We start from the raw sequence: 24,680 nt of genomic DNA, 5'->3' as shown, positions 1-24,680 counted from the left end.
TTCTATACCTCATAGGTGTTATTTTTAATATCATAATAATCATGGATAAAATAATCGGCCAGACGCTTTTTCTCGGCCTCATCCGGTCTTGAAAATTCATCATCCACGGCACATACAGTCATCCCCGCATTTAAGGCCGCCTCAATCCCTTTCGGAACATCCTCGAATACCAGACAGTCCTTCGGGTCCACATTAAGGTCTTCGGCAACCTTCAGGTAAACATCCGGTGCAGGCTTTCCGGCGGCCACTTCGCATGCCGTTCTTACAGAGGTAAAAAACTCCTCCGCATGGAGTGCTTTCAGGACCGCATCTACAAGCTCTCTTGCATTGCTCGTAGCGATCCCCATAAGGATCCCCTGTTCCTGCATCTGTTCCAGAAATTCACGTGCCCCCGGCTTGAAAGGAACCTTCGATGCATACAGCTCCATCGTCATGTTCTTCCATTCCTCGCGGACATCATCGAGGGTGCACTCCAATGACGGGAATGTATCCAGAAAATACTGTGCCGTTTCTGTGTAGCTCATCCCCTCGATCGCCTTATGGAAATCCTCCGGCTGTGTCAGGTTGTATTTTTCCATATATATGTCATCCACCTCCGGCCAGATCCACATGGAATCAACCAGTGAACCGTCCAGATCAAATATTACCGCTTTTTTATTCTCTAACATAATTGTGCTATCTCTTCCTTTGTCAATTCTCTGTATTCTCCCGCCGCAAGGGTTTCATCCAGCAAAAGAGGTCCCATACGGATACGTTTCAGGTAAACAACTTCCTTGTCCACCGCCTGAAACATCCTCTTCACCTGATGGAATTTTCCTTCCTGTATGGTCAGTTCAATCCGTGATATCTCATCTGATTCAAGAATCTCAAGCTTTCCCGGCAGAGTCTTTTGCTCTTCCCCGATATCAAGACCTCCGGCGAAAGCGTCCACATCCTCTTTGGTGACCTTTCCTGAAACCTCCGCGTAGTACACCTTGTCAACATGTTTCTTTGGCGACAGGAGCCTGTGGGCAAGCGCTCCGTCATTTGTAATCAGGAGCAGCCCTTCTGTATCCTTGTCCAGCCTTCCCACCGGGAACAGGTCCTTACGTCTTTTGCTTTCAATTAAATCAACCACCGTCCTGTCCCTTTTGTCCTCTGTTGCCGAGACAACGCCGGAGGGCTTGTTCAGCATATAATATTCATACTCCGTATAGCCGACAATCATCCCCTGGCAACAGACGGTGTCTTTCTCCGTGTCGATCTTCGTCTCCGGCTTTTTAACCACTTCCCGGTTCACGGTTACCTGCCCCTTTGCGACTGCCTTTTTCACCTCACTGCGGGTTCCTGTCCCCATGTCGGCAAGATATTTATCCAGTCTTAACTTCATATTTTTACTGCCCACTTCCCATCCATCTCCAGCCCGGGAGGTACTTATTCTTCAGTGTCTGGCCTAAAAGTTTGCCGAATCCGAGCGGATATCCGTCCACGCAGACCAGATACCAGCCTTTCTCCTTTGCAGACACCATATCTTCCAGATCCAGCGTATCCCCTTTCAGATACTTGATGACACGCTCATCCGCCAAAGGCAGGTCTAATACCCTTGCATAATCTTTACGTTTCAGGCACATGGCAAGTGCCTGGCTCGGTTCAAAGCGGTTTTTCTTTAGTTCTCCCAATAAAAGGCCGGAACGTAAAAAACGGACCCCCTTCAGGTCAGGCAGGCCTTCCGGCATATAGTAGACACGCTCTCCATGTATATCAAGGCGGGACGCATCCAGTTCCCAGTCCACATCCTGAAAAAATGCATCCAGTTCCTCAGGCAGCTTTTTCTTCCTCCCTGCCGTTTTCCCGGCCCTGTCTGCATCTGCTGCATGGTTCTCTTCACAATGCCCTTTCTTTAGCAGAGCAAGGTAATGCCCTTCCCCCTGCATCCTGTGGGGGAAGATGCGGACCGTCTTCTTAAGTTCCTGATTCCCGCTCTCCCCCGTTTCCGGCATTCCTTCGGCAAATCCTTCGTAAGGCCGGATACTGCAGATTTCAAATTCCGGATATTCTGACAGCAGATATTCGATCGTCTGCTCGTTTTCGGAAGGGTCAAAGGTACAGGTGGAATATAAGAGCATGCCGCCTGTCTTCAGCATAGAAGCGGCCTGTGTAATAATACTCCTCTGGATCTTTGAGAAGAATTCAGGTCCGTGTTCCTCCCATGCCTTCACCATTTTCTTGTCCTTGCGGAACATCCCCTCTCCGGAACACGGGGCATCGATTAAAATCTTATCAAAATACCCCCGGAAATACTCCGTCAGCTTCCCGGGCTCCTCACTGAGCACCATCATATTCCCGATTCCGAACAGTTCCAGATTCTTCAATAATCCCTTTGCTCTGGAACTGCTGATGTCATTCGCGATCAGGACGCCCTTTCCCTGAAGCTTCGCTCCGAGCTCAGTAGCCTTCCCCCCCGGGGCCGCACAGACATCCAGCACCTTATCCCCCGGATCCACCGGGAGCCTGTCGGCCGGAGTCATGGCACTCGGCTCCTGCAGATAATACAGTCCCGCAAAATAGTACGGGTGCTTTGCAGGCTGAACACTATCCCCGTCATAGTAGAACCCATTGTGTATCCACGGGATCGGCTCCAGCTTCCACGGCGCAATCTTTAAAAACTCTTCCACAGTAATTTTATTTGTATTCACACGTAGCCCGTAATGCCGCGCCTCGTCAAAACACTTCTCATAATCCGCATACTCTTCATGCAGCAGACTTCTCATTTTCTCTTCAAATGCTATCGGTAAATTCATATCGTTTCCTCCACATGGGATTGATTATATCATAAATCCCGGACTCGTGAAAGACCCCGCTTACTAATACACACATTTGATTTTACGATTTTCCAGATACTTAAGAACCCAGTACGGATTAACACTGATCTCTTCCTCTCCGTGAAAAATGTAGATTCCTACATGGAGGTGCACCGGGAAGTTGCCTGTTGTCCCCTCTGTTTTGCTGTAGCCGGTGTCCCCCATATAACCAAGCAGGTCTCCGGCGCGGACCGTGTCCCCCTCCTCAATATCCGCATAGGAATCCATATGTGCATAGTAGAAATATGTACCACCTGGTGCAACGATCCCGAGCCTCCATCCCCCCTGTTCCAGCCAGCCTTTGTGGCGCACTACACCATCCGTCATACTGACGACCGGATAGAGTCCGCGTGTATTCTCCTCTGCCATAATATCAGTTCCCTCATGCCCCCTCTTTCCTCCATAGCTGCGCTCAAACATCCATGAATCAACAAAAGATGTCCCGTAATCCTTGCTGCCTGCCGGCTCCGGTATCGGGAAATACCTGACATCGTTCCAGATTCCCCTGCACTGGGCAAGGTAAGCATCCCATCCTTCCCTCCCTGCCCACTTCTTCTCCATTTCATACAACACCTGTTTATCCGGCACCGTTTTCAGTGGTTTCTTCCCAAAATCAGTTTCCAACAAATAAAGACCCAGGTCTTTTCCCGGGTCTTTTGTATTCTGTATGTAATTCAGAAACTCTTCATTCAGAGTCTGCCTCCTGAACCCGTCTGACGTAACCGTATCTTCATTCAGCCTTGCAAAGCCCCCTATTGTGAGAACTTCGTGTATACCAATCGTAAGAAACAGAGCCAGAAGCAGATTCAGGAGCACATAATTATGTAACTTTCTTCGCTTCACTCTTTTAAGAACAACCCCTTTGATATGTTAGTCATTCTAATATATGAAGCACTGACTGTCCTACTTGCATTCTTTCAGAACTTCTTTGATAATGTTCCACATTCTCCATGTGGACGCAATATCCAGACGCTCATTTACAGAGTGTATGTCATACATCCTCGGTCCGAAAGATACGCAGTCCAATTCCGGCTTCTTGCCGGAGAGGAGTCCGCACTCTAATCCTGCATGGATCGTTGAGATGTTCGGCGTCTTGCCATATACCTTCTCGAATACCTCTGCTACGATCGGACGGATCTTTGAATTTTCCTTATACATCCATGCCGGATATGCCCCGGAGAGTTCATAGGTCCCGCCAAGGAATTCAGCCCAGCTGATGAAGGCTTCTTTCATTTCCTCCATTTTCGAAGAAACAGAACTTCTGATCAGGAAGACAAAGCTTACTTTGTTCTCTTCTGTCGTAACAACACCGAGATTGTCTGATGTCTCAACCAGTCCCTTTAAGGAGCGGCTGAAGCCATACACACCGTTCTGGCAGTTATTGATAAAGAAGATTACTTTCTTCATGTCCATGTCAGACATCACAGATTTCTCTATGTTCTCTGTCTTTGTTACGATAACCTCCAGCTCAGGTTCGTCCTCGCCAAATTCCTGTTTCCAGACATTCTCCATGTTCTCGATTATCATCTCTGCCTTTACACTGTCGTGTACGACAATCGTGAATGTGCAGGCTGACGGAATAACATTGTCTTTGGCACCTCCCTGGACTTCTGCCAGTGAAATATCCATGTTCTGGTTCAGGCGGTTCAGGAGACGTCCGGCAAGTTTGTTCGCATTGCCTCTCTGGTGGTGGATCTCCATTCCGGAATGTCCTCCCTTTAACCCTCTGATAGTAACCTCGAGGCAGTCTCCTGTTACCTGCTTTCTTCCGACCGGCAGATTCATGCAGAAGCTCAATCCGCCTGCACAGCCTGCAATAATCGTCCCCTCATCTTCTGAGTCAAGGTTTATGAGCATCTTTCCCTTCAAAGGTGTCAGGTCGATTCCGCCTGCCCCTCCCATTCCCACTTCTTCATCCACTGTGAATACTGCCTCAAGCGGCGGATGCGGGATCGTATCACTGTCGAGCAAAGCAAGTGCGATCGCCACTGCGATTCCATCGTCAGCCCCCAACGTCGTATCTCTTGCTTTTACAAATCCGTCCTCCACATAGAGGTCTAACGGATCTTTTTCAAAATCGTGATCTGAAACTTCCGTCTTCTCACACACCATATCCAGATGTCCCTGAACAATAACCGGCTCACTCTCTTCATACCCTTCTGTCCCCGGCTTTTTGATAATAACATTGTTCAGTTCATCCTGAATGACCTCGAGTCCTCTGTCATTTGCAAACTTCACGCAATAATCGCTTACTGCTTTTGTGTTGAATGTCCCCCTTGGAATCTGACTCAATTCTTCAAAATAGTGAAAGACTTCCTGTGGTTCTAATTCTTCTAATACTGCCATTGTTTCATTCCCCTTCCTGTTTAAGTTGCTATCATCATTTTGTCACAGGAGGCATAAAAAATCAACCAATTTCATATATCTTTATTAATATTTATTGTCAAAATTCACGAGGAGACCTTCTTATGAAACGTAATCTGGCCGGAATCGGAATTGTCATACTGTTTGCAATCATGCTGATCTCTCCGAAAGCGGTATTTAACGGTGCCAGTGAAGGTCTTCTTTTATGGTTTCAAATCATACTGCCAACCTTATTTCCTTTCATCATCATTACAAATCTGCTGGTCTGTACAGACAGTATCCATTACATATCCGGCGCCGTCGGGGCGGTCCTTAAGAAAATTTTTAAAGTATCAGACAACGGGAGCTTTGCCATCATCACGGGATTCCTTTGCGGTTACCCTATGGGGGCAAAGGTGACGGCCGACCTGATTGGCAGCAGGTATGTGTCCGAGGATGAAGGCCGCTACCTACTCTCCTTCTGCAACAATACAAGTCCGGTGTTTATCCTGAATTTTATCGTCTGGAAAACGCTGGGGAAAGAAGAGCTCATCGCTCCATCCCTGCTTATTCTGCTCGGGACACCAATGCTGATGAGCTTCTTATTCAGACGGTTCTACCTCAAAGGCAGAAAACAATTTTCCGGCTTAAAAGAAGCCGGGCACACAAAAGCAAATTGGAATTTTAAAATCGTGGATACATGTATTATGGATAGTTTTGAGACGATCACCAAGGTTGGAGGGTATATTATCCTCTTCTCGGTTATTCTGGAGCTTGTCCGGTCAGCACCCTTTGAGTTTCCGTTTATTACATATCTCCTGCCCACTCTGGAAGTGACGAACGGAATCGCCCTGCTTGGAAAATCCGCCCTGCCTTTTGACATGCAGTACTGTGCGATCCTTGCCCTGACTTCATTCGGAGGAATCTGTGCGGTGGCGCAGACACAGTGTATGATTCAGAAAACCAGCCTTTCCATCCTTCCGTATACATTAGAAAAGCTGGCAACCGCAGTGGTTACCAGCCTGATTGCTTTTCTGTATTTACATTTCACCTAAGCCGTCCTGAGGAATGTCATACTGGCTGCCATCGTCCTCAGGAACCTCGAGTTCTGCACGGTTAGTGCGCACAACATCGTAACACTCCTGAAGGGAATTGATGAGTCCGTCATACTTTGTCGTGTAGCTGTCCAGTGTATGGCCGATAATGCTCTCTGCATTCGCCAGCAGGTCATCTGTATACTGGATGGCTCCGAGCCGGATTGCATTGGCATCCTCTGTCGCGTTGTCTATAATCTCCTGCGCCTGAGCCGTTGCCTGGGTAACGATCTCGTTTGCCTGGGCATACGCCTGCTGCATGATCTCATGCTCGCTGACCAGCTCTGTCGTCTGTACCTGTGCTTCCTCGATCATGGCGTCCGCTTTTGCCTGTGCATCGGCAAGAATGGCGTCTCTGTTTGCTATGATCTTCTGATATCTCTTAATCTCATCTGGTGTCTTCATCCTGAGTTCCCGCAATAACTCATCCAGATGTTCCTTATTCACGATAATCTTTGTCGTAGACAATGGCTGGAACTTACAGTCCCTGTCAATGTACTCCTCGATCTCTTCAATAATCTGCTCAATGCGGCTGCTCATAGTTACACTCTCCTTTTTGCTTTCATCTTTTTCTCCAGCTCCACTGCTACAGCTTCCGGCACAAATTGTGATATATCTCCCCCAAAAGCTGCGATCTCTTTCACTGTAGTAGAACTTAAGTAAGAATATTCAATGCTTGTGGTCAAGAACATAGTCTCGACACCTGGTTCCAGTTTATGATTGGTCTGGGACATCTGTAACTCGTATTCAAAGTCAGTAATCGCTCTCAGTCCCCGGATTACGACAGCTGCCCCCTGTTGTCTTGCGAAATCAATTAATAATCCATTAAACAGGACAATTTTCACATTTGTCAAGTCTTTTGTTACTTCCTCTAACATTTTAACACGTTCTTCCGCAGAAAACAACGGCATTTTCGCATTATTATTCAGCACTCCGACAATTAACTCATCCACGATTTTACAGGATCTTCTGATCACATCGAGGTGTCCGTATGTAACCGGGTCAAAGCTTCCCGGATAAATTGCTTTTAACATATTTCTTCCTTTCCAGCCTTTTCAATGAAGACATGCTTATTGGTTTTGTAGGTTTTCTCCCTGATCAGGGAAAAACCCAGTTCTTCCAGGTATGAAAAATCAGTTTCTTTCGATGCTTCCACAATAATCACGGTATCTTCGTAAACAAGCTGTGAGTCTGCCAGATAATTGAGCACCTTCTTTTCAAGCTCTCTGTCATACGGAGGGTCCATAAATATAAAATCAAAGCTTTTTTCACCCTCCAGCTGATACAGCGCCGTCATAACGTCCCTCGTCACCGTCAGTGCCTTGTGGTCCAGCTTCGTAAACTTCAGATTCTCTTTTATAACAGCCATAGCCTTCGGATTATTTTCTACAAAGACTGCTTCACGGGCGCCGCGGCTCAATGCCTCAATCCCTATCCCGCCGCTTCCACTGAATAAATCAAGAAATATACTGTCGTAAATACCCGGGGCTATCATATTAAATAATGTCTCTTTGATCCGGTCTGTCGTCGGCCTTGTATCAAGCCCGTCCAATGTCTTAAGTTGTAACCTTTTGGCAGTTCCTGCAATGACTCTCATCTTAAACACCCTCATTCTTCTAACTATGCTGAATTTTAGCAGAAAAAAGCACTTAGGTCAATCCTAAGTGCTTTTTCTTACGAAATTTGCTTATTTACCAGCCATCTGTCTTTCCTGCTGTTCGATCATTTTCTTAACCATATAACCGCCAACAGATCCGTTCTGCTTAGATGTTAAATCTCCGTTGTAACCGTCAGAAAGCGGTACTCCCAGCTCGCTTGCTACCTCATATTTGAATTTGTCCAGTGCACTCTTTGCCTCTGGTACGGCTGCTCTGTTTGATGAACGACTTGCCATGATAATTTCCTCCTTCTCGTAACTTTTCTTCGTTACTTTTTCAGATTTTTTAGTAACACTCTTGTGTGTTACAACCATAGTATATGGAGGATTCGCTGTTTTACTCTTGGAAGTTCCTTCCTTCTTTAGTGATTTTTGTAAATTGCTAAAAACGGCGGATTTTACAGGCTTTTAAAGCATTTTCACGGGAGCGTCAGAGCGTATTCTCCAGCATAATCTCAGACATATAGCGGTTAATATGGTCTCTCAGCTTTTCATGCCCCTCTTTTTTCAGTTCCGGATCTTCCTCTAAAAGTTCTGCCGCGGCTTCATTCGCCATCTTCAGAATTTTAGAATCCTGGAACACGTCACCAAGCCTGAAATCCAGAAGCCCGCTCTGGCGGATTCCGAACAGGTCGCCGGGACCTCGCAGTCTTAAGTCCTCGGATGCAATAAAAAATCCATCATTTGATTTATTCAAAATTTCAAGACGTTCTTTTGTCTCTTTTGATTTAGATGCACTCATAAAAATACAGTAGGACTGGTGTTTCCCCCTTCCCACCCGGCCCCTGAGCTGGTGGAGCTGGGCGAGGCCGAACCGTTCCGCATTCTCTATCAGCATGACCGTCGAATTCGGGACATCGATCCCGACCTCTATGACCGTAGTGGAGACAAGAATCTGGATCTCATTCCTTCCAAACGCTTCCATAATGATATCTTTCTCCGCCTGCTTCATCTTGCCATGCAGATAAGCAATGTGGATGCCGTTTCCGAGAGATTCTTTCAGCATCTGGGTGTAGTCGATTACATTTTCCGCCTCCATGCTCTCGCTTTCCTCAACCATCGGGCAGATCACATAGCACTGCCTGCCCTCTGCCACCTGCTTCTGCATGAATTTATAAGCCGTGCCGCGGTATCCTGTGTCTACCACACAGTTCTTAATCGGAAGCCTGTTCTTAGGCAGTTCATCGATAACCGAAATGTCCAGATCGCCATAAAGGATGATTGCCAGCGTCCGTGGAATCGGCGTGGCGCTCATGACAAGAATATGTGGCATAACACCTTTTCCGGCCAGCGTCTCTCTCTGCTTCACACCAAAACGGTGCTGCTCATCTGTTACGACAAGCGCCAGATTACGGTACTGCGCCTTCTCCTGAATCAGGGCATGGGTCCCGATGATAATATCGGCCTCCCCGGAGGCAATCCGTTCATAAGCCTCCCGCTTCTCCTTTGCCGTCATCGAACCGGTCAGCAGTTCTGTCTTCAGCGGGATATCATACTGCCCGAACATCGAAGTGATATTCTCATAATGCTGCTTTGCCAGCACCTCCGTCGGGGCCATCATCGCCCCCTGATATCCATTCAGCCCGGCATACATCAAACCTAAAAGCGCCACTATCGTCTTGCCGGAACCTACGTCTCCCTGCACAAGCCGCGACATGATATGCTCTCCTGACATATCCCGCTTCATCTCAAGCCATACCTTTTTCTGTGCATTCGTCAGCTCATACGGGAGTGCACCTAAAAAGGCGTCGATCTTTTCCTGATCCCGGAACAGAAATCCGTTCTTCGCCTTATCCTCCCTGCTTTTGAGATTCTTAAGAGATAAGACGAACACAAGAAATTCTTCAAATACCAGACGTTCTCTGGCATGGAAAAATTCTTCTTTATCTTCCGGGAAATGAATCCCCCTCACAGAATAATTATACTCAGCCAGACCATATTTCATCCGGATATCCTCAGGCAGGAATTCCTGCTTCAGATCCAGATATCCGACCGCCTGCAGCATCGCTTTTTTGACTGCATTATTCGTAAGCCCTGCCGTAAGAGGATAGACCGGCTGCAATGTACCCTGTTTCTCCTCGTACTTCGCACTCGGATAAAAGATCTCGGGATGTTCCATCACAAGTCCGTCGCGCCTTCTTACAATTCTGCCCCGCAGTGTAATGATGCCTCCGCGTGCAAGCGTATTTCTCAAAAACGGCATGCGGAACCAGATCACCTTCAGCGTCCCTGTAATATCCTTCAGGTATATCGTGGTAACCTGCATATTCCGGCTGCCGCCCACCTGTACCTTTCCGTATATGGCACCGGTTATGGCGACCGTCCTGCCCTCCACTGCCTCCCCGATAGATACCGGGTCATCATAAACATCATATCCTCTTGGATAGTATCGCAGCAGCTCGCCGATCGTACGGATTCCGGCTTTCACAAATAATGCCTCCGTCTTTTCACCTATTCCTTTTAACGCACTGATTTTAGAATCTTCGTTCATAGAATTATTATTCTCCTGCCTGAATTTCCTGACACGTTTTGGTCTATAACTTTCGAAACGGGTCAGCTGCCCTCTTCTGGGTGCTGGCCCGTTCCTGTATTTATGTCTTTCGTTATTCTACAGATAATACATAGTAGTAAATCGGCTGGCCGCCTGAATGTGCATCCACATCCACGTCCGGATACAATTCCTCGATCTGCTCTGCAAAGTGTGCCGCATCCTCCTCGAGGACATCCTGTCCATAATATAAGCTGATCAGTTCTGTATCGTCATCGACAAGCTGGGAAAGCATATCCTTCGCCGTCTCCTCTACAGACTGTCCGACAGAAAGGATTCCGGCATCGCCGATTCCCATGATATCTCCCTCATGGATCTCCTTGTCATCTATCTTCGTATCTCTGACCGCATAAGTAACCTGTCCTGTCTTAACGTTCTTGATCTCCTCATTCATCGTCTCCGCGTTCGTATCAATATCCGCCTCCGGCATGTAATTGATCACGGCTGTAATTCCCTGAGGGACTGTCTTCGTCGGAATTACCAGAATATCTTTATCCTTTGTCAGCATCTGTGCCTGATTGGCAGCCAGAATGATATTCTTGTTATTCGGCAGAATAAAAATGTGGTCAGCATTTACTTCATCGATTGCCGTCAGCATGTCTTCCGTACTCGGGTTCATCGTCTGGCCGCCTTCGATAATATAGTCAACACCCAGTTCTTTGAATATCTCATTCATTCCCTCACCGATTGAAACCGCGATGAAGCCGACAGACTTCCTCGGAACCGTAACCTTCTTCTCTTCTTTCTGCTGTGCGGCGAGCTTCTCAGCATCTTTGATCAGCTTCTCCTGATGCTCCTCACGCATGTTATCAATCTTCATCCTGGAGAGCTGTCCATAGGTCAGTGCCTTCTGGATTGCCAGCCCCGGATCGTTCGTATGCACATGGATCTTCACGATATCATCATCTGCCACGCAGACGATGGAATCGCCGATCGATTCCAGATATGCCTTGAAATCTATCTCGTCATCATCCGTAAATTCCTTCTCCACCATAATAATGAATTCCGTACAGTAACCGAACTTGATGTCCGCCTCGGCCTGAGCCGTCGGTTTCACCATCTTTGTCCCGGCGCTTGCCTCAATCGCACTGTAGTCGATCTCTTTCCCCTGGAAAGCATCATACGCACCATTTATCACTTCTAAAAGTCCCTGTCCGCCTGAATCCACAACACCAGCCTCCTTCAGGACCGGAAGCATCTCTGGTGTCTTGGAAAGAACATACTCCGCATGCTTAATCACTTCCGGAATGAATACTTCCAGATCATCTGTTGTCTCGGCCATCTCTGCCGCCTTCTGAGCGATCCCCTTTGCCACAGTCAGGATTGTTCCCTCCTTCGGCTTCATGACCGCCTTATAAGCTGTCGCACGGGCACGCTCACATGCCTGTGCCAGTACCGGCACATCAATCTCTTTGAACTCACGGATCTCCTTCGTAAATCCACGCAGCAGCTGGGACAGGATGACTCCTGAGTTCCCTCTGGCGCCACGAAGGGAGCCGGAAGAGATTGCCTTGGATACAGACAGCATATCCGGGTTTTCCAGACTGCTGACTTCTTTGGCCGCAGACATGATCGTCAGCGTCATGTTCGTCCCCGTATCCCCGTCAGGAACCGGGAATACATTCAACTCGTTAATAAATTCCTTTTTTGCCTCCAGATTTGCTGCCCCCGCTAAAAACATCTTCGTAAGCAGCTCTGTATTTATCGTTTTTGTTGCCACGACAAGTATCCTCCTTAATCAATCACTCTGACACCTTCGACGAAGATGTTTATTTTATCTACAGTCATGCCGGTAAATTCCTCTACCTTATACTTCACATTGTTCATCAGATTGTCAGAAACTGAAAGAATATTCACTCCATAAGCAACAATCACGTGAAAATCTAATGCCAGGACATTATCCTCAGAAATCTCCACATGGATTCCGTGGGTCAGGCTTTCTTTCTTTAAAAGCCTTACTAATCCGTCTTTCATATTGACCGCAGCCATACCGACGATGCCAAAACACTCTACCGCAACAGATCCTGCATACTTGGAAATTACGTCAGGATTGATCGTAATAATCCCCAGATCTGTACTCATACTACCCTTCATCATATATTACCTCCAATTCTTATATGGATTTTCGCGATAATCAACACAGGTATTATACTCTCTTTATCCGAATTTTACAATATCGATTCATAAAGTGCTGCCAAAACATCGAGAATCTGCTCCTCACAGACACTTCCACTGTTCAGGCAGATGTCATACTGTGTCATATCTTCCCATTTCTGGTCTGTAAAATAGTTATAATAATATCTGCGCTGTTTATCAATCTTTTTAATCAGAAGTGATGCTTCCCTCTCATCAACAGACGCCCTCTCCATGATGACTTCTACCCGTTTCTCAAACGGGGCATGAATGAACACGCTCCTGCATCCCTCATACCCTTTCAGGATGTCATTCGCGCAGCGTCCGACAATAATGCAGTCTTCTTTTGCAGCCAGATCCTTAATAATCTCTACCTGTGTATAAAAAAGCACATCATTCATAGGTTCGAAGCGGAACTGCTTCGCCATCTGGACTTCATCCTCCACCGGATACCGCCACGGATTAGCCCTCTTTTCATCTACTTTGAGTAATTCTTCATAAGTAATGTTCTGCATCTCACCTGCAATCTTGATTAATTCCTTGTCATAATAATGAATCCCAAGACGTTCAGATAATTTTTTAGCAATTCTATGCCCGTTGCTCCCGTACTGTCTCCCAATTGTAATCACCCGTCTGCCCATAGTCTTCCCCGCTTTCTTCGTTCCCGGGATAGTATGTACCATATCATCTCCCGGTTCGGTTTATTTATATTGATTTTATCATGAATTCCAGATTATGTGAACCGTAAAAGAAAAGGAAAAGGAAAAATTTGAAAAAGTGCTTGCATAAACCACCCCTATCTGCTAAAATAACAGTGTTGTGAGTCTGTATGGACTATTTCAGATTGTTAGGAGGTGCAATGATGGCTAAATGTGCTATTTGTGAAAAGGGTGCTCATTTTGGAAACAACGTAAGTCACTCTCATAGAAAATCACCAAAAATGTGGAAATCAAATGTGAAGTCCGTTAGAGTGAAAACAGAAGGCGGATCTAAAAAAATGTACGTTTGTACATCCTGCTTAAAATCAGGACGTGTAGAACGCGCTTAATAAACATTGAACTGACACGGGGGTACTCACTTATGTGGGTACTTTTTTTGTACCTTGTAAGGCAGAATTTCATTATATCCTAATAAAAACTAAATGTAAACGGCAGGATTTTATTATGACACTACAGCAGTTAAGATATGTAATTAAAATTGTAGAATGTGGTTCCATCACGGAGGCGGCAAGGCGGCTCTTTATCTCACAGCCCACCCTGTCCACCGCTGTAAAGGAACTCGAGGCAGAACTGGGGATTGAAATATTCTACCGGACACCAAAAGGCATTTCCTTATCCGCGGACGGAACGGAATTTCTTTCCTATGCCCGCCAGATCATTGAACAGACCCAGTTGCTTGAACAGCGGTATACAAATAAAAAGCCTTCGAGGCAGCTCTGCTCCGTCTCCACCCAGCATTATGCATTCGCTGTCAACGCCTTTGTAAACCTGATCTCGTCTCTCGAGGCAGATGAATACGAGTTTACTCTGAGGGAGACAAGGACCTATGAGAGTATAGAAGATGTGGCAAACATGAGAAGTGAAATAGGAATTCTTTATTTGAGCTCCTTTAACGAAAAAGTGCTGAAAAAACTTCTGAAGGAGAATGCCCTGCGCTTTACACCACTGTTTGATGCCATTCCCCATGTTTTCATTCATTCCGGACATCCTCTGGCAGGCAGGAAGCAGGTCGCACTGGAAGATCTGGACGATTACCCGTTTCTTGCGTTTGAGCAGGGAACCTTTAATTCCTTCTATTTTTCCGAGGAGATCCTCAGTACCGCGCCCCATAAAAAGACAATCCATGTCAGCGACAGGGCAACTCTGTTTAATCTCCTTATCGGTCTGAACGGATATACAATCTGTACCGGTGTACTTAACAGTGACCTCAACGGAGATAATATTGTTTCCGTAAAGCTGGAGACTGATGAGCGGATGAAGGTGGGGCTGATTTCTCATGAAAAGGTACCGTTCAGCGCATCCGCCTCCCGGTACATAGAAGAATTAAAAACACTGATAACAGAATACGGATATTCATGCTGCAATTAACCTGTGTACGGCCTCATATATCCGCGATGCAATATAGGGGTTATTCATCGTGTAAAGATGGATTCCGTCAACTCCCTGCGATATCAGGTCCACGATCTGATTGATGGCATATGCAATTCCGGCATCCCTCATTGCTTCAGGATTGTCTTCATAACGTTCCATCATGGTGACGAATTTGGACGGCAGGTGCACCCCGCAGAGTGACACCATCCGTTCGATCTGTTTCTTATTGGCCACAGGCATGATTCCGGCTTCTATGGGAACATCGATCCCGGCCAGAGTGCACCGCTCTCTGAATTTATAAAAGTAATCATTGTGGAAAAACAACTGTGAAATCAAATGGGACGCCCCTGCATCTACTTTTCTTTTCAGATTGCGGATGTCCGCAACAATATCTGCGGACTCATTATGCCCTTCGGGGTAGCAGGCCGCACTGATATGAAAGTCACCATTCTCCCTGATAAAGGAAATCAGCTCATCCGCATGCTGAAAGTCGCCCCTCGACTCCAGTCCCGACACATAATCTCCCCTGAGTGCCAGAATGTTCTCAATCCCTGCCTCTTTAAACTGGCCAAGCTGCGTCAGGATATCTTCTTTTGTCAGCCCCATGCACGGCAGGTGTGCCGCACTCTCAATCCCATAATCATTCCTGATGGCTGAAGCAATGTCCAGTGTCGTCCTGCAGTTTTCGCTTCCGCCAGCCCCATAGGTAACACTGATAAAATCTGGGCGGAGTTCTTTCAGTTCATCCAGAGTACGGTATATTGTATGGATGGACCCCGTCCTTTTCGGTGGAAACACCTCAAAAGACAGAACCGTTTTTTGTTTAAATAATTCCTTTATTTTCATCTTTCAATCTCCCTGCAATCCAATTTTCATTTGTTTCGTGCTTAGAATTATAGCATGGAGATACTGCCATAGGATAATCTTTATATTTTATGGCAACATATAGTTAAAATTTATGTCCCGGCCAATTACTATTGCCGGCAATAGAAAAAGCTGTACTTTACGACAATTATTGTCTGTAAAATACAGCTTCATTACTTTTTTTGTTCTGTTAACAGCTGCAAAACAGCTTATATCCCACCGCCAGGCATATAAAGGTGATGATCAGTCCTATCCCATTCGGCAGAATCAGCATAAGGAACATTCCTATTGCAAACCAGAGTAATGCGAATCCTATTACTTTTTTCATAGCTGCCAGCCTCCGGCAGGTTCTTTGGTTTATTCTATGCGGATTCTTTAAATGCGTGCATCATTTTCATCTGATTCTTCAGAATTCAGGATATCCATGACGTCTTCCTCTGTCACCTTATCTTCTTTTCTTGTCGTAAACTTGTCTACCATATCGGGAACCATATCCAGTATCTTTGTGATGGTATCCTGATTTTTAATATTAACAAGCTTCGTCGACCCGTTTCTGATAACCAATACCGCACTCGGGGTCACTTTTCCGCCCATACCGCCCATGCCTTTGTTCTTTTTATCAGCGTTGAATGAGCCCGCCCCGATTCCAAACGAAACATCCACAAGCGGCAGGATAATCGTATCCCCCACATTGATTGCGTCCCCTACTACGGTCTTGGATGTCACAACACTGTCCATCCCCTGAAATAATGCTTCCACTGTTGCTTTGAAGTTGTTTTCTTCTGCCATGCCTGATTCCTCCTATAATTCAAATTTCCGGATATGTTTTATTGTGGTCCGTACGTTTTTATTCCATACCAGATTCCAGAGCATAATGATCATGTAAAGAACACGCACCTTTCCTGAAATCATAATACTGCCTTCCAATACTTTCTGTTCAAAGTCCGGCTCAATGTCTGCATGATCCCCAAGAAATGGATAAATCACGCTTAGTACCGCCAGTACCTGTCCTGTATAATACGGGTCCTCGAAACCAAAATGGACATCCGCCTTAAGTTTCTTTGGTTTCAGGAAGCGCAGAAGCCTCCTCACCTCCACGAGTACGGCGCCCAATGCTGATTTATGGACTTCATCCGTAATAAACAGGATCAGCTTGTCTTTCTTATCCGACGTTGTTTTCATAGTATCACAGATTTTAAGAAATGTATATTTTAACTTTTCATATAATTTCTTTACCTTTTCGGTGAAACCCCGAAACAGGTTCCCAATCCTGCTGAATAAACCGGGCCCCTTCTCCTCTTCTTTTTCTTCAGGTTCAGGGAAAGGTATCTGCTTTACTTCCGGCTGTGGAGTGTTTGTTTCTTCCTGAATGGTCTTCTCATCCTGAATTGATCCCTCTTCCTCCTGCATGAGCTTCTCCAGACGCTTCACATCAGATTCAAATTCTCCCGACTCTTTCTCTTTGTCTGGCTCTTTTTCTTTGCCCGGCTCCTGCTTTATCTCTTCCTGCGCCGGTTCTCCCTGACGCATGTTTTCCCCAGGCACCTCAAGTTCATCCAAAACGGCTTCCTGCACCGGTTCTTCCGACGACATCTTCTTCCATGCAATCCTGACCGTCCAGCTTAACTTACCTTCCTCATACACGGCAATACCGCTGACCAGATGCCAAAGCCAGGAAAAACGGATTTTCCCGTACAGGGAGTCAAAAGTTCCCTTACAGCTTCCGTCTGCGCGGTAACAAAGGGGCACAAAAAAGACGACACAAAGAAGCAATACAATAAGTCCCAGTATCGCAAGCAATATCCATCCTATAATTTTTAAAATCAACAGGATTATATGTAACATCTGCTCTTACACTCTGCCTTCCTCATATTCTATCTGACGCTTCTCGATGTATCCCCGTACATCGGTATCATCCGTCCGGTCATAAATTTCTCTGACGATTTGTTCCACCAAGTACATAGCATCGTCATATCCGTCTGCAATTCCCACAACAAACAGAGGGGTATCTTCATAAATATGCTGTTTTAAAAGCAGGGAAGAATAAAATTCCAGATGGTTCTGTCTCCCCTGTGCAAGGGTTATTACATAAACCGAAGGCTGTGCCTTGTTTTCCCGAAGTTTCTGCATTACCTTCTCTTTTTTCTTCCCCAAATCTTCACTGACATATAAGTCACAGTAAAATGTCATCTGCATTTTCTTCACCACTTTTGGCCCTATATTTTAATAATAGTAAGCATCCAGCACCTGCTTAGCGATAGGCACTGCCTTTGCTCCTGCATCTCCGTCATAGCCTTCGATAATGACACTGATCACAAGCTCCGGGTTGTCAACATTGGTAAATCCCATGAACCAGGAATGTGTCTTCTCCCCGTCGTCAAGACTGTACTCGGCTGTTCCTGTTTTTCCTGCCGCCGTATAGGACTGACCACTCAAAAGCGTTGCCGTTCCTTCGTCCACGACCGCCCGCATATAATCTTTCAGCTGGGATGCCTCATCAGAGGTCATCAGCTTTCTATAACTCTTCGGGACATTCTTGCTGATCTCTGTTCCATTGTAATTCGTTACTTTTTCGACAAGATATGGTTCCATCAATGTTCCGCCGTTGGCAATTGCGGACGTAATCAAGGCCATGTGGTAAGGACTGACCAATGTCTCCCCCTGTCCCATTGCCGTCATCATCATATCGGCGCTTGTAGACTTTTCATTAATCCTAAAAGAGCTTCTGGAGTAGTCCATTACAGACGGAAGCTTCTTATTAAAGAGCAGGTCCTCCGCGGTTTTCCGGTACGATGTCTTGTTTAAAGATAACCCGATATTGGCAAATGAGGAATTACAGGAGTTCGCCATAGAACTACGCAGGTCCTCCAGCCCGTGAACGGTACTGTCAAAGCAGTGGATCGTCACATTATCCGCCGTGATCTCACCATTGCATTCATAGCTGTAATTCGCATAATCACTATGTTCCCGCATATATTCCAGCGCCGTGACTACTTTGAATGTTGAACCGGGGGCATACTGCCCCTGTGTCGCCCTGTTTAACAACGGGCTGTTTGTATCGTCTGAATTCAGGACATCCCAGTTACTCTCCACGCTGTTCGGATCATAGGCCGGCCCCGAGACCATAGCCAGTATCTTTCCTGTGCCCGGCTCCATCACGACAATTGCACCTTTATTACTGCCAAGTGCATTATAGGCAGCCTGCTGCAGATCCGCGTCAAGAGTCGTAACAACCGTATCCCCCATATTCTTTTCATCTTTAAACTCATTCATTAACTTTTCTACAAAAAATGAGTTCGAGGTAAGCAGTTCAAAATTCTCAATTGATTCCAGGCCGCTTTTGCCAGCAGCAGAATTGCTGAATCCGACTACATGTGCGAAAGCAGCCCCATAAGGGTAGCTGCGCACCTCGCTTCCATCCTCCGCAACCTCTGTCGTTGCAAGGACATTGCCGTTCCTGTCTGCAATGTTCCCTCGTATGACCCGGTCGGCAAATGCATCCTGACGCTCATTATACGGACTGTTTACGATTGTCTTTGCCCGCACAATGTTAAAATATACAATATACGCCATCAACGCCAGAAACAACGCGACAAAGAGATAGGTAACTCTAGCGAACTCTTTGTTGCGGAACTTCTTCGAACGCTGGTTTTTTCTTCCGCGGCTGTCCTGGCTGTTGTTTTGGCGGCTGTTTCTTCCCCGGCGCCCTCCCCCCTGGCTCACTTCTTCGAATATCTCTTTCTCTTCTCTTCTCAATAATCTCTTCCTCGTCTTCTCTTAAAATATACAGGCCCTGTATAATCCCAAACATAATCATTGTACTCAGCATGGAGCTTCCTCCATAGCTGACCAGCGGCAACGTCACCCCGGTAGACGGAATGAACTTTGTAACACCGCCGATTGTCAGGAATACCTGGAAAATATAGCAGGTTCCAAGACCAAGAGCTATTAATTTATAGAACTGGTTGCGGATCGCCATTGCAATGTTTAAAAACATTACGTAACAGCTCACGCACACGAGTATCAGGCACAGCGCGAATATCAGTCCCATTTCTTCTGAAATGGCGGAAAAAATAAAATCTTCGGCTGCTACCGGTATGCTGTCAGGCAGTCCCTGATACAGCCCCATCCCGAACCAGCTCCCTGTCCCGATTGCAAACAAAGACTGTGCGACCTGGTAGCCGCCCTCACTGTAAGAGGCAAACGGGTCCTGCCAGGCTGAAACCCTGACTTTAATATGGCTGAACATATGATAGCCCAGCACGGCGGCCACACTCCCTCCCCCGATGCCCGCAATTGCATAGAACGGATTTCTGGTCGCCACGTAAAGCATAACCAGATAAACAACAAACATAATCAAAGCGGCACCAAGGTCCGTGGAAATAACAAGGATCAGAACATGTGCGGCCGCTATGGCCGTCGTGATCACAACATTTTTGAAACTTGTCGACCTGTTCAGGCTCGCCGCCACAAAAAACACAAACAAAATCTTGATAAATTCAGAAGGCTGTACCCCGAATCCCGCTATTGTAAATCCAAGCTTCGCCCCGTCAGATATCTGCCCCAGTACGGCAACAGCCCCCAGTGCGAGTATCCCGATGCCGGCATAGATATACCCCCAGTCCTTTAAGAACTTCAGTTTTCTTATCAGCACCGGTACAAACAGACCGATCACGGTTCCCAGCACCGCAAATATAAACTGCTTCACTGCTTTTGAGTAAGTCAGCCTTGTAATCATGATAAATCCGATGCTCAGCAGCATACACATATTATTTACAATCAGTCTGGATACTTTCGGATATAAAACTCTGTACAGTACAAGGATCGCAATCAGCAGTACCACCTGGGCCAGATAAAAGAAGACAAGCTTCTTCTCCTCTGTCTGCAGATACATGACCAGATATGCCGTGAACTGAATCAGGAACATCAGGACATTCTGCCTGATCAGTATCCACTTCTTATCTTCTTCATATACCTGGGCAAATACCGAAAAGCATGAAAATGTGTATACAGCCATCAGTATGATCATAATATACTTTGATAATTCTACTATTACATTAACCATTTTTCACCTGCTTTATAAGTCGTTAAGAACTAGGTTACCCCCCGTTTAAAATGTCCTCTGGTAAAATCTGTGTCTTTCAAATCAGCCGGCATGTCCTTGTGGTAAATATCCCCGCATAACCGGATGATACGTGCCGTCTCTTCTGCATCTTCCAGCGAAAACTGCATCCTCAGCCCGGCCGGGGAAAGCTCCCTTAAAGATTCTTTTAAATCCGCCGTAAAAAGTGGAGAGGTATAATATATGATATTATAACAAAAACGGCAGCAATTCCTGACTGGAAATTCTTTCTGGTACCTGTCACTGATCCTCGTAATACCGGGCACCCTGCTGCATCCGTCAGTCGTTTTTAAGATACACTGGGCCGTAACCATCGCGGGAAGCCTTCCATATGCGACCAGTTCGGCCTCACTGATGCCTAATTCCTTTAATTCCCCTTCGTTTAGCTCGGCAGGTGCCGTAAATGAAATCTGCCCCTGCCTGTTCCAGAACTGCTTTGCCTTCTGATTGAACACATATAGATTATGGTCCAATATGACCTTCTTGTCAAATCCATGTTCCTTTAAATGATGAAAACTTTCATAATTCCTTACCAAAACCCCGTCAAATCCAAACTTCAGAAAGTCCTCCCAGCCCGCGTCAAAAAACGCAGCCGCCTCCTTTCGGAAAATATGCGGCATGGCAAGAAAGAACTCCTTTCCCGTCTCTTTGCATTTATCTCTCAGACCGGCAAGTTCATGATCCCGGAAAATGTCACCTTCAATGACGCTGTCTATATAAATCCTGTACAGGTCATCAGAATCTGCCGCAGCCCTCAGCTGCTCCTTTGATTCCACCAGTGCAGACAGCCGGGGAAACCATTCCTCCTGATAAAGACTGCCTGGAATCACTTGATCCGTCATCCGCTCTCCGTAAAGGGTGCCCTCTTCTTTCCGCCGGAATCCGTCACAGATTTTCTTTTCCAGCAGTTCCAGTGCCCGGCGCCTAAGTTCGTTAATCCTCTGCATGGGAAGAAAAACTGCCCCCTCTGTTACAATTTCCAGATTTTCAAAATTAAATTCTGTATTCCCGGTCTTTTGAAGCTGCTTTCTGAGGCGGGTCTCATCCAGAGGCTGGTTCTTGGCCTCCTCTGTAAGCTCTTCTGCCCTGACCGTTACGGATACCTCGCCGCGGCTGACTGTCAGCACGGCCTTCTCACCCTGTCTGAGCTCCATTCTTCCGGTGATTGGCTCCCAAACGGCACCTCTGCCATAACGTTCCCCAATATCATCCAGCAGGCTCTGGTTACGAAGGCGGTATAATACAATCCCCTTCGCATATTTCCTTCCCTTCGGAACAAGAAGTGAGACACCGCTTCCCCTGCCCGCATCCTTCCCAAAGGTATAGTTATTCTTTGTATCCGTATGGTCTCTGGAACTGTCGAGTTCCAGTATATCACCTTTGTGGATATCCGTCAGGGCCTCACCGAAAACTTCCCGGCCTTTCTGCCCCGTCACCCTTACGGCAGGAACCCCGGCATGGTTCGGCCGCTTCAGGGATAACATGTCTCTCCCGTTATGCTGCCTGTAATATCCGGTGCTGAACCCTCCGCGGTTGTAAATATCCATCAGCATTTCTTTATCCTGGTCCGTAACCCGAAATGCTTCTTTCCCTTCCTCCAGATATAAATCTGTATATTTCCGGTACATAGAGGTTACTAAGGCCACATATTCCGGCTTTTTCATCCTGCCCTCTATTTTAAAGGAATCGATCCCTGCCTCAACAAGCTCTGGAATCAGTTCCAGTGTACAAATATCTTTCAGGCTCAGTAAATGCTCTTTCTTTTTATCCGTCGTAAAAGGAAGTCTGCACGGCTGTGCACACTGTCCCCTGTTGCCGCTTCTTCCACCGATCAGGCTGCTTAGCAGGCACTGTCCTGAATAACAGTAGCAGAGTGCCCCATGTACAAAGCACTCGATCTCCAGTCCTGTCCTGTCAGCAATCTCCCTGACCTCTTCCAGAGAGAGCTCTCTTGCCGGTACAACCCGCTCCACCCCCTGCTCTTCCAGAAACAGAGCGCCCTCTGCATTTGTAATCGTCATCTGGGTGCTGGCATGTACCGCCATCTTTGGAAACTGGGTCCTCATGAATTCCAGAACCCCTGCATCCTGAACAATCACTGCATCCAGCCCCTGCCGGTACAATGGTGCAATATACTCATATAAGTGATCCGTCTCCGCATCCTTAAGCAGTGTATTAACAGTCAGATACAGCTTTCTGCCATGTAAATGTGCATAATCGATGGCTTTTAAAAGCATATCTTCCGTAAAGTTATCTGCAAAAGCCCGCGCACCAAAACGAGGGCCGCCTGCGTAAACCGCATCCGCCCCTGCTCTTACGGCTGCCAGAAAGCTCTCATAAGAGCCGGCCGGCGCCAGTATCTCTATTCTTCGTCTATCCTGATTACCCCTTGTCAATCCTGCTCCTCCCAGTTTAGTCTATACATAGCAAAGTTGTCCATAAGATGAAATAAGCTGTCTTAAGACAGCCTATCCCTATTTCCTGCGGTTCTTCATCTCGGTCTCTAATTTTACGATCTGCATCTGCAGGTCATTATTCTCTTCCTTCATCTTCGCCAGTTCTTTTTCAGCATTCTCAAGCTTAATCTGAACAGATATCAATTCGTGCTTCAGGTCGTACATCTCTTTGTCTTTCAGTTCGATATCACTTTCAAGGGAATCACCCTGTTTCTTCGCTTTAAAGTAGTCATCTGCGATGTTCAGGGCAAGGAGTACGTTCCGGGTATCAGAGCTCTGCCGTCTGAATCCTTCACTGTTGGCACATTCTGTAATTTTATGGTTCAGATAGGAAGAAACTTTTTGAAGGTATTCCTCACCCTCAAAGCCGCTCAATGTATAGACCTTTCCTCCAATTAAAACTTCCGTATAATGTTTAGCTGAACTCATAGCATCCTCCTCGCGTTTCTTATCTGTTATTATAAACTATATGAATACAAAAACCAACCATTTTTTCAAGTTATTTCCTTTTCCTCCACAAAGGCACGGACTCCTTATTTAAGGAAACGGAATGCCGAGATGGGCATATGCCATCTCCGTCGCCACTCTTCCACGGGGGGTCCGCTGTATAAATCCGCTTTTCAGCAGATAAGGCTCGTAGACGTCCTCAAGCGTGCCTGCATCCTCTGAAATGGTAGCCGCCAGTGTCTCCAGGCCGACAGGCCCGCCCTGGAACTTCTCGATCATAGTCAGCAGGATGTTCCTGTCTATGTGGTCCAGACCATATTTATCGACATCCAGCAGATCAAGGGCGTAATTGGCTACTGCCTCCGTGATCACACCGTCATATTTGACCTGTGCGAAGTCCCTGACTCTTTTCAGCAGGCGGTTTGCCAGCCTCGGCGTGCCTCTGGAGCGTTTTGCAAGTTCCAGGGCCCCCTTCTCGTCAATCTCTACTCCGAGCACGTGTGCCGACCGCAGGATAATGGTCTTTAATTCTTGTTCCGTATAGAACTCCAGATGATTGACAACGCCAAACCGGTCCCTTAATGGCGCAGTCAGCATCCCGGCCCTTGTCGTGGCCCCAACCAGTGTAAACTTTGGCAGGTCCAGCCGGATCGAACGGGCGGTAGCGCCCTTTCCTATCATAATGTCTATGGCATAATCCTCCATAGCCGGGTACAGAACCTCTTCCACCTGGCGGTTCAGGCGGTGGATCTCATCCACGAACAAAACATCGCTTTCCTGAAGATTATTCAGGATAGCCGCCATTTCCCCCGGTTTTTCAATTGCGGGACCAGATGTAATCTTAATATTCACACCCATCTCATTTGCAATAATACCTGCAAGTGTTGTCTTTCCAAGCCCCGGAGGGCCGTAAAAAAGAACATGGTCCAATGCTTCGTGCCTCTCCTTCGCGGCCTTAATATATATGTTCAGTGTCTCCTTCGCCTTCTCCTGTCCGATATAGTCCTCCAGAAACTGGGGCCTGAGACTGCTTTCGATCTTAATGTCTTCTTCCAGATTTTCCGTAGTGATAATTCTTTTTCCCAT

At 46.6% G+C, this 24,680-nt stretch carries 26 protein-coding genes; 3 read left to right on the top strand and 23 right to left on the bottom strand.

From position 1 onward, the window contains the following. Positions 1-2: 2 nt before the first annotated feature. From DWX43_RS03160 to DWX43_RS03140, 5 genes are all read right to left on the bottom strand, one after another. Positions 3-668: an HAD family phosphatase gene (locus DWX43_RS03160; protein WP_109730298.1), complete on the bottom strand. Its 666-nt coding sequence runs from the start codon at positions 666-668 to the stop codon at positions 3-5. Beyond that, the gene (locus tag DWX43_RS03155; protein ID WP_330405268.1) at positions 662-1,384 is read right to left on the bottom strand and encodes a pseudouridine synthase; all 723 of its coding nucleotides are present in this window, start codon (positions 1,382-1,384) and stop codon (positions 662-664) included. Before DWX43_RS03155 ends, DWX43_RS03160 begins: the two co-directional genes overlap by 7 nt. Continuing rightward, complete coding sequence (locus DWX43_RS03150) at positions 1,374-2,780, bottom strand: RsmF rRNA methyltransferase first C-terminal domain-containing protein (RefSeq protein ID WP_118618720.1); 1,407 nt, start codon at positions 2,778-2,780, stop codon at positions 1,374-1,376. Before DWX43_RS03150 ends, DWX43_RS03155 begins: the two co-directional genes overlap by 11 nt. Positions 2,781-2,843: 63 nt before the next feature. Beyond that, entirely contained in the window at positions 2,844-3,683 is an 840-nt protein-coding gene (locus DWX43_RS03145) for a M23 family metallopeptidase (RefSeq protein ID WP_242995966.1), read from the bottom strand. 60 nt (positions 3,684-3,743) lie between these two features. Beyond that, positions 3,744-5,186 carry an aminoacyl-histidine dipeptidase gene (locus DWX43_RS03140; protein WP_109730296.1) on the bottom strand — a complete coding sequence of 481 codons (1,443 nt, stop codon included), beginning with the start codon at positions 5,184-5,186 and terminating at the stop codon, positions 3,744-3,746. Between the two features lie 122 nt (positions 5,187-5,308). Here DWX43_RS03140 and DWX43_RS03135 point away from each other — a divergent pair, with 122 nt between their 5' ends. After that, the gene (locus tag DWX43_RS03135) at positions 5,309-6,238 is read left to right on the top strand and encodes a transporter (protein ID WP_118618718.1); all 930 of its coding nucleotides are present in this window, start codon (positions 5,309-5,311) and stop codon (positions 6,236-6,238) included. On the opposite strand, the gene DWX43_RS03130 is transcribed toward DWX43_RS03135, so the two are convergent. From DWX43_RS03130 to DWX43_RS03095, 8 genes are all read right to left on the bottom strand, one after another. After that, positions 6,224-6,817 carry an ATPase gene (locus DWX43_RS03130; protein WP_109730294.1) on the bottom strand — a complete coding sequence of 198 codons (594 nt, stop codon included), beginning with the start codon at positions 6,815-6,817 and terminating at the stop codon, positions 6,224-6,226. The genes DWX43_RS03135 and DWX43_RS03130 overlap by 15 nt on opposite strands. A 2-nt stretch (positions 6,818-6,819) precedes the next feature. After that, positions 6,820-7,311 (bottom strand): pantetheine-phosphate adenylyltransferase, encoded by a 492-nt coding sequence (coaD, locus tag DWX43_RS03125; RefSeq protein WP_109730293.1) that lies wholly within the window; start codon positions 7,309-7,311, stop codon positions 6,820-6,822. Next, positions 7,305-7,874, bottom strand: coding sequence for a 16S rRNA (guanine(966)-N(2))-methyltransferase RsmD (rsmD, locus tag DWX43_RS03120; RefSeq protein WP_118618716.1), 570 nt, complete (start codon positions 7,872-7,874; stop codon positions 7,305-7,307). The genes coaD and rsmD overlap by 7 nt, the downstream gene beginning before the upstream one ends. A gap of 90 nt (positions 7,875-7,964) precedes the next feature. After that, the gene (locus tag DWX43_RS03115) at positions 7,965-8,171 is read right to left on the bottom strand and encodes an alpha/beta-type small acid-soluble spore protein (RefSeq protein ID WP_009004297.1); all 207 of its coding nucleotides are present in this window, start codon (positions 8,169-8,171) and stop codon (positions 7,965-7,967) included. 193 nt (positions 8,172-8,364) lie between these two features. Then, positions 8,365-10,491, bottom strand: coding sequence for an ATP-dependent DNA helicase RecG (gene recG, locus DWX43_RS03110; protein ID WP_279220778.1), 2,127 nt, complete (start codon positions 10,489-10,491; stop codon positions 8,365-8,367). Between the two features lie 46 nt (positions 10,492-10,537). Next, complete coding sequence (locus DWX43_RS03105) at positions 10,538-12,202, bottom strand: DAK2 domain-containing protein (protein WP_109730290.1); 1,665 nt, start codon at positions 12,200-12,202, stop codon at positions 10,538-10,540. Positions 12,203-12,216: 14 nt separating this feature from the next. After that, a complete protein-coding gene (locus tag DWX43_RS03100) occupies positions 12,217-12,576 on the bottom strand; it encodes an Asp23/Gls24 family envelope stress response protein (protein WP_181368622.1) in 360 nt (119 codons plus the stop codon). Between the two features lie 74 nt (positions 12,577-12,650). Then, entirely contained in the window at positions 12,651-13,298 is a 648-nt protein-coding gene (locus DWX43_RS03095) for a cytidylate kinase-like family protein (protein ID WP_242995964.1), read from the bottom strand. A gap of 179 nt (positions 13,299-13,477) precedes the next feature. On the opposite strand from DWX43_RS03095, the gene rpmB reads away from it, so the two are divergent. Both rpmB and DWX43_RS03085 read left to right on the top strand, forming a co-directional pair. Further along, a complete protein-coding gene (gene rpmB / locus DWX43_RS03090; protein WP_025657513.1) occupies positions 13,478-13,663 on the top strand; it encodes a 50S ribosomal protein L28 in 186 nt (61 codons plus the stop codon). 115 nt (positions 13,664-13,778) lie between these two features. After that, entirely contained in the window at positions 13,779-14,702 is a 924-nt protein-coding gene (locus DWX43_RS03085; protein WP_118618712.1) for a LysR family transcriptional regulator, read from the top strand. On the opposite strand, the gene metF is transcribed toward DWX43_RS03085, so the two are convergent. The 10 genes from metF to ruvB all read right to left on the bottom strand — a co-directional run bounded on the left by metF (position 14,688) and on the right by ruvB (position 24,680). Beyond that, entirely contained in the window at positions 14,688-15,551 is an 864-nt protein-coding gene (gene metF, locus DWX43_RS03080; protein WP_118618710.1) for a methylenetetrahydrofolate reductase [NAD(P)H], read from the bottom strand. The genes DWX43_RS03085 and metF overlap by 15 nt on opposite strands. Before the next feature lie 208 nt (positions 15,552-15,759). Beyond that, positions 15,760-15,897 carry a hypothetical protein gene (locus DWX43_RS26875; protein WP_181368603.1) on the bottom strand — a complete coding sequence of 46 codons (138 nt, stop codon included), beginning with the start codon at positions 15,895-15,897 and terminating at the stop codon, positions 15,760-15,762. 47 nt (positions 15,898-15,944) lie between these two features. Beyond that, positions 15,945-16,358 (bottom strand): GerW family sporulation protein, encoded by a 414-nt coding sequence (locus tag DWX43_RS03075; protein ID WP_109730286.1) that lies wholly within the window; start codon positions 16,356-16,358, stop codon positions 15,945-15,947. A gap of 12 nt (positions 16,359-16,370) precedes the next feature. Continuing rightward, positions 16,371-17,414: a DUF2953 domain-containing protein gene (locus tag DWX43_RS03070; protein WP_118618708.1), complete on the bottom strand. Its 1,044-nt coding sequence runs from the start codon at positions 17,412-17,414 to the stop codon at positions 16,371-16,373. A 6-nt stretch (positions 17,415-17,420) separates the two neighbouring features. Further along, a complete protein-coding gene (locus DWX43_RS03065; RefSeq protein WP_118618706.1) occupies positions 17,421-17,765 on the bottom strand; it encodes a hypothetical protein in 345 nt (114 codons plus the stop codon). Between the two features lie 27 nt (positions 17,766-17,792). After that, positions 17,793-18,815: a penicillin-binding transpeptidase domain-containing protein gene (locus DWX43_RS03060; RefSeq protein WP_330582221.1), complete on the bottom strand. Its 1,023-nt coding sequence runs from the start codon at positions 18,813-18,815 to the stop codon at positions 17,793-17,795. Positions 18,816-19,179: 364 nt separating this feature from the next. Beyond that, complete coding sequence (locus tag DWX43_RS03055; RefSeq protein ID WP_118618704.1) at positions 19,180-20,634, bottom strand: FtsW/RodA/SpoVE family cell cycle protein; 1,455 nt, start codon at positions 20,632-20,634, stop codon at positions 19,180-19,182. A gap of 29 nt (positions 20,635-20,663) precedes the next feature. Then, positions 20,664-23,087, bottom strand: coding sequence for a U32 family peptidase (locus DWX43_RS03050; RefSeq protein WP_118618702.1), 2,424 nt, complete (start codon positions 23,085-23,087; stop codon positions 20,664-20,666). Positions 23,088-23,165: 78 nt separating this feature from the next. Beyond that, positions 23,166-23,576: a cell division protein ZapA gene (zapA, locus tag DWX43_RS03045; protein ID WP_109730281.1), complete on the bottom strand. Its 411-nt coding sequence runs from the start codon at positions 23,574-23,576 to the stop codon at positions 23,166-23,168. 108 nt (positions 23,577-23,684) lie between these two features. Further along, entirely contained in the window at positions 23,685-24,680 is a 996-nt protein-coding gene (ruvB, locus tag DWX43_RS03040) for a Holliday junction branch migration DNA helicase RuvB (protein ID WP_109730280.1), read from the bottom strand.

The sequence above is a fragment of the Clostridium sp. AF19-22AC genome, from assembly GCF_003479085.1.
GTDB classification, from domain to species: domain Bacteria; phylum Bacillota; class Clostridia; order Lachnospirales; family Lachnospiraceae; genus Faecalicatena_A; species Faecalicatena_A orotica.
This window is presented reverse-complemented; position numbering and strand designations above follow the sequence as displayed.

Coding starts and splice junctions, on each gene's coding strand:
- rpmB (WP_025657513.1), top strand. CDS start 13,478: ATGGCTAAATGTGCTATTTGTGAAAAGGGTGCTCATTTTGGAAACAAC.
- DWX43_RS03115 (WP_009004297.1), bottom strand. CDS start 8,171: ATGGCAAGTCGTTCATCAAACAGAGCAGCCGTACCAGAGGCAAAGAGT.
- coaD (WP_109730293.1), bottom strand. CDS start 7,311: ATGTTAAAAGCAATTTATCCGGGAAGCTTTGACCCGGTTACATACGGA.
- rsmD (WP_118618716.1), bottom strand. CDS start 7,874: ATGAGAGTCATTGCAGGAACTGCCAAAAGGTTACAACTTAAGACATTG.
- DWX43_RS03160 (WP_109730298.1), bottom strand. CDS start 668: ATGTTAGAGAATAAAAAAGCGGTAATATTTGATCTGGACGGTTCACTG.
- DWX43_RS03065 (WP_118618706.1), bottom strand. CDS start 17,765: ATGCAGATGACATTTTACTGTGACTTATATGTCAGTGAAGATTTGGGG.
- DWX43_RS03100 (WP_181368622.1), bottom strand. CDS start 12,576: ATGAAGGGTAGTATGAGTACAGATCTGGGGATTATTACGATCAATCCT.
- DWX43_RS03135 (WP_118618718.1), top strand. CDS start 5,309: ATGAAACGTAATCTGGCCGGAATCGGAATTGTCATACTGTTTGCAATC.
- DWX43_RS03150 (WP_118618720.1), bottom strand. CDS start 2,780: ATGAATTTACCGATAGCATTTGAAGAGAAAATGAGAAGTCTGCTGCAT.
- zapA (WP_109730281.1), bottom strand. CDS start 23,576: ATGAGTTCAGCTAAACATTATACGGAAGTTTTAATTGGAGGAAAGGTC.
- DWX43_RS03055 (WP_118618704.1), bottom strand. CDS start 20,634: ATGGTTAATGTAATAGTAGAATTATCAAAGTATATTATGATCATACTG.
- DWX43_RS03140 (WP_109730296.1), bottom strand. CDS start 5,186: ATGGCAGTATTAGAAGAATTAGAACCACAGGAAGTCTTTCACTATTTT.
- DWX43_RS26875 (WP_181368603.1), bottom strand. CDS start 15,897: ATGAAAAAAGTAATAGGATTCGCATTACTCTGGTTTGCAATAGGAATG.
- DWX43_RS03075 (WP_109730286.1), bottom strand. CDS start 16,358: ATGGCAGAAGAAAACAACTTCAAAGCAACAGTGGAAGCATTATTTCAG.
- DWX43_RS03095 (WP_242995964.1), bottom strand. CDS start 13,298: ATGGTACATACTATCCCGGGAACGAAGAAAGCGGGGAAGACTATGGGC.
- DWX43_RS03130 (WP_109730294.1), bottom strand. CDS start 6,817: ATGAGCAGCCGCATTGAGCAGATTATTGAAGAGATCGAGGAGTACATT.
- DWX43_RS03070 (WP_118618708.1), bottom strand. CDS start 17,414: ATGTTACATATAATCCTGTTGATTTTAAAAATTATAGGATGGATATTG.
- DWX43_RS03060 (WP_330582221.1), bottom strand. CDS start 18,815: ATGGGGGATACGGTTGTTACGACTCTTGACGCGGATCTGCAGCAGGCT.
- ruvB (WP_109730280.1), bottom strand. CDS start 24,680: ATGGGAAAAAGAATTATCACTACGGAAAATCTGGAAGAAGACATTAAG.
- metF (WP_118618710.1), bottom strand. CDS start 15,551: ATGAAAATAAAGGAATTATTTAAACAAAAAACGGTTCTGTCTTTTGAG.
- DWX43_RS03085 (WP_118618712.1), top strand. CDS start 13,779: ATGACACTACAGCAGTTAAGATATGTAATTAAAATTGTAGAATGTGGT.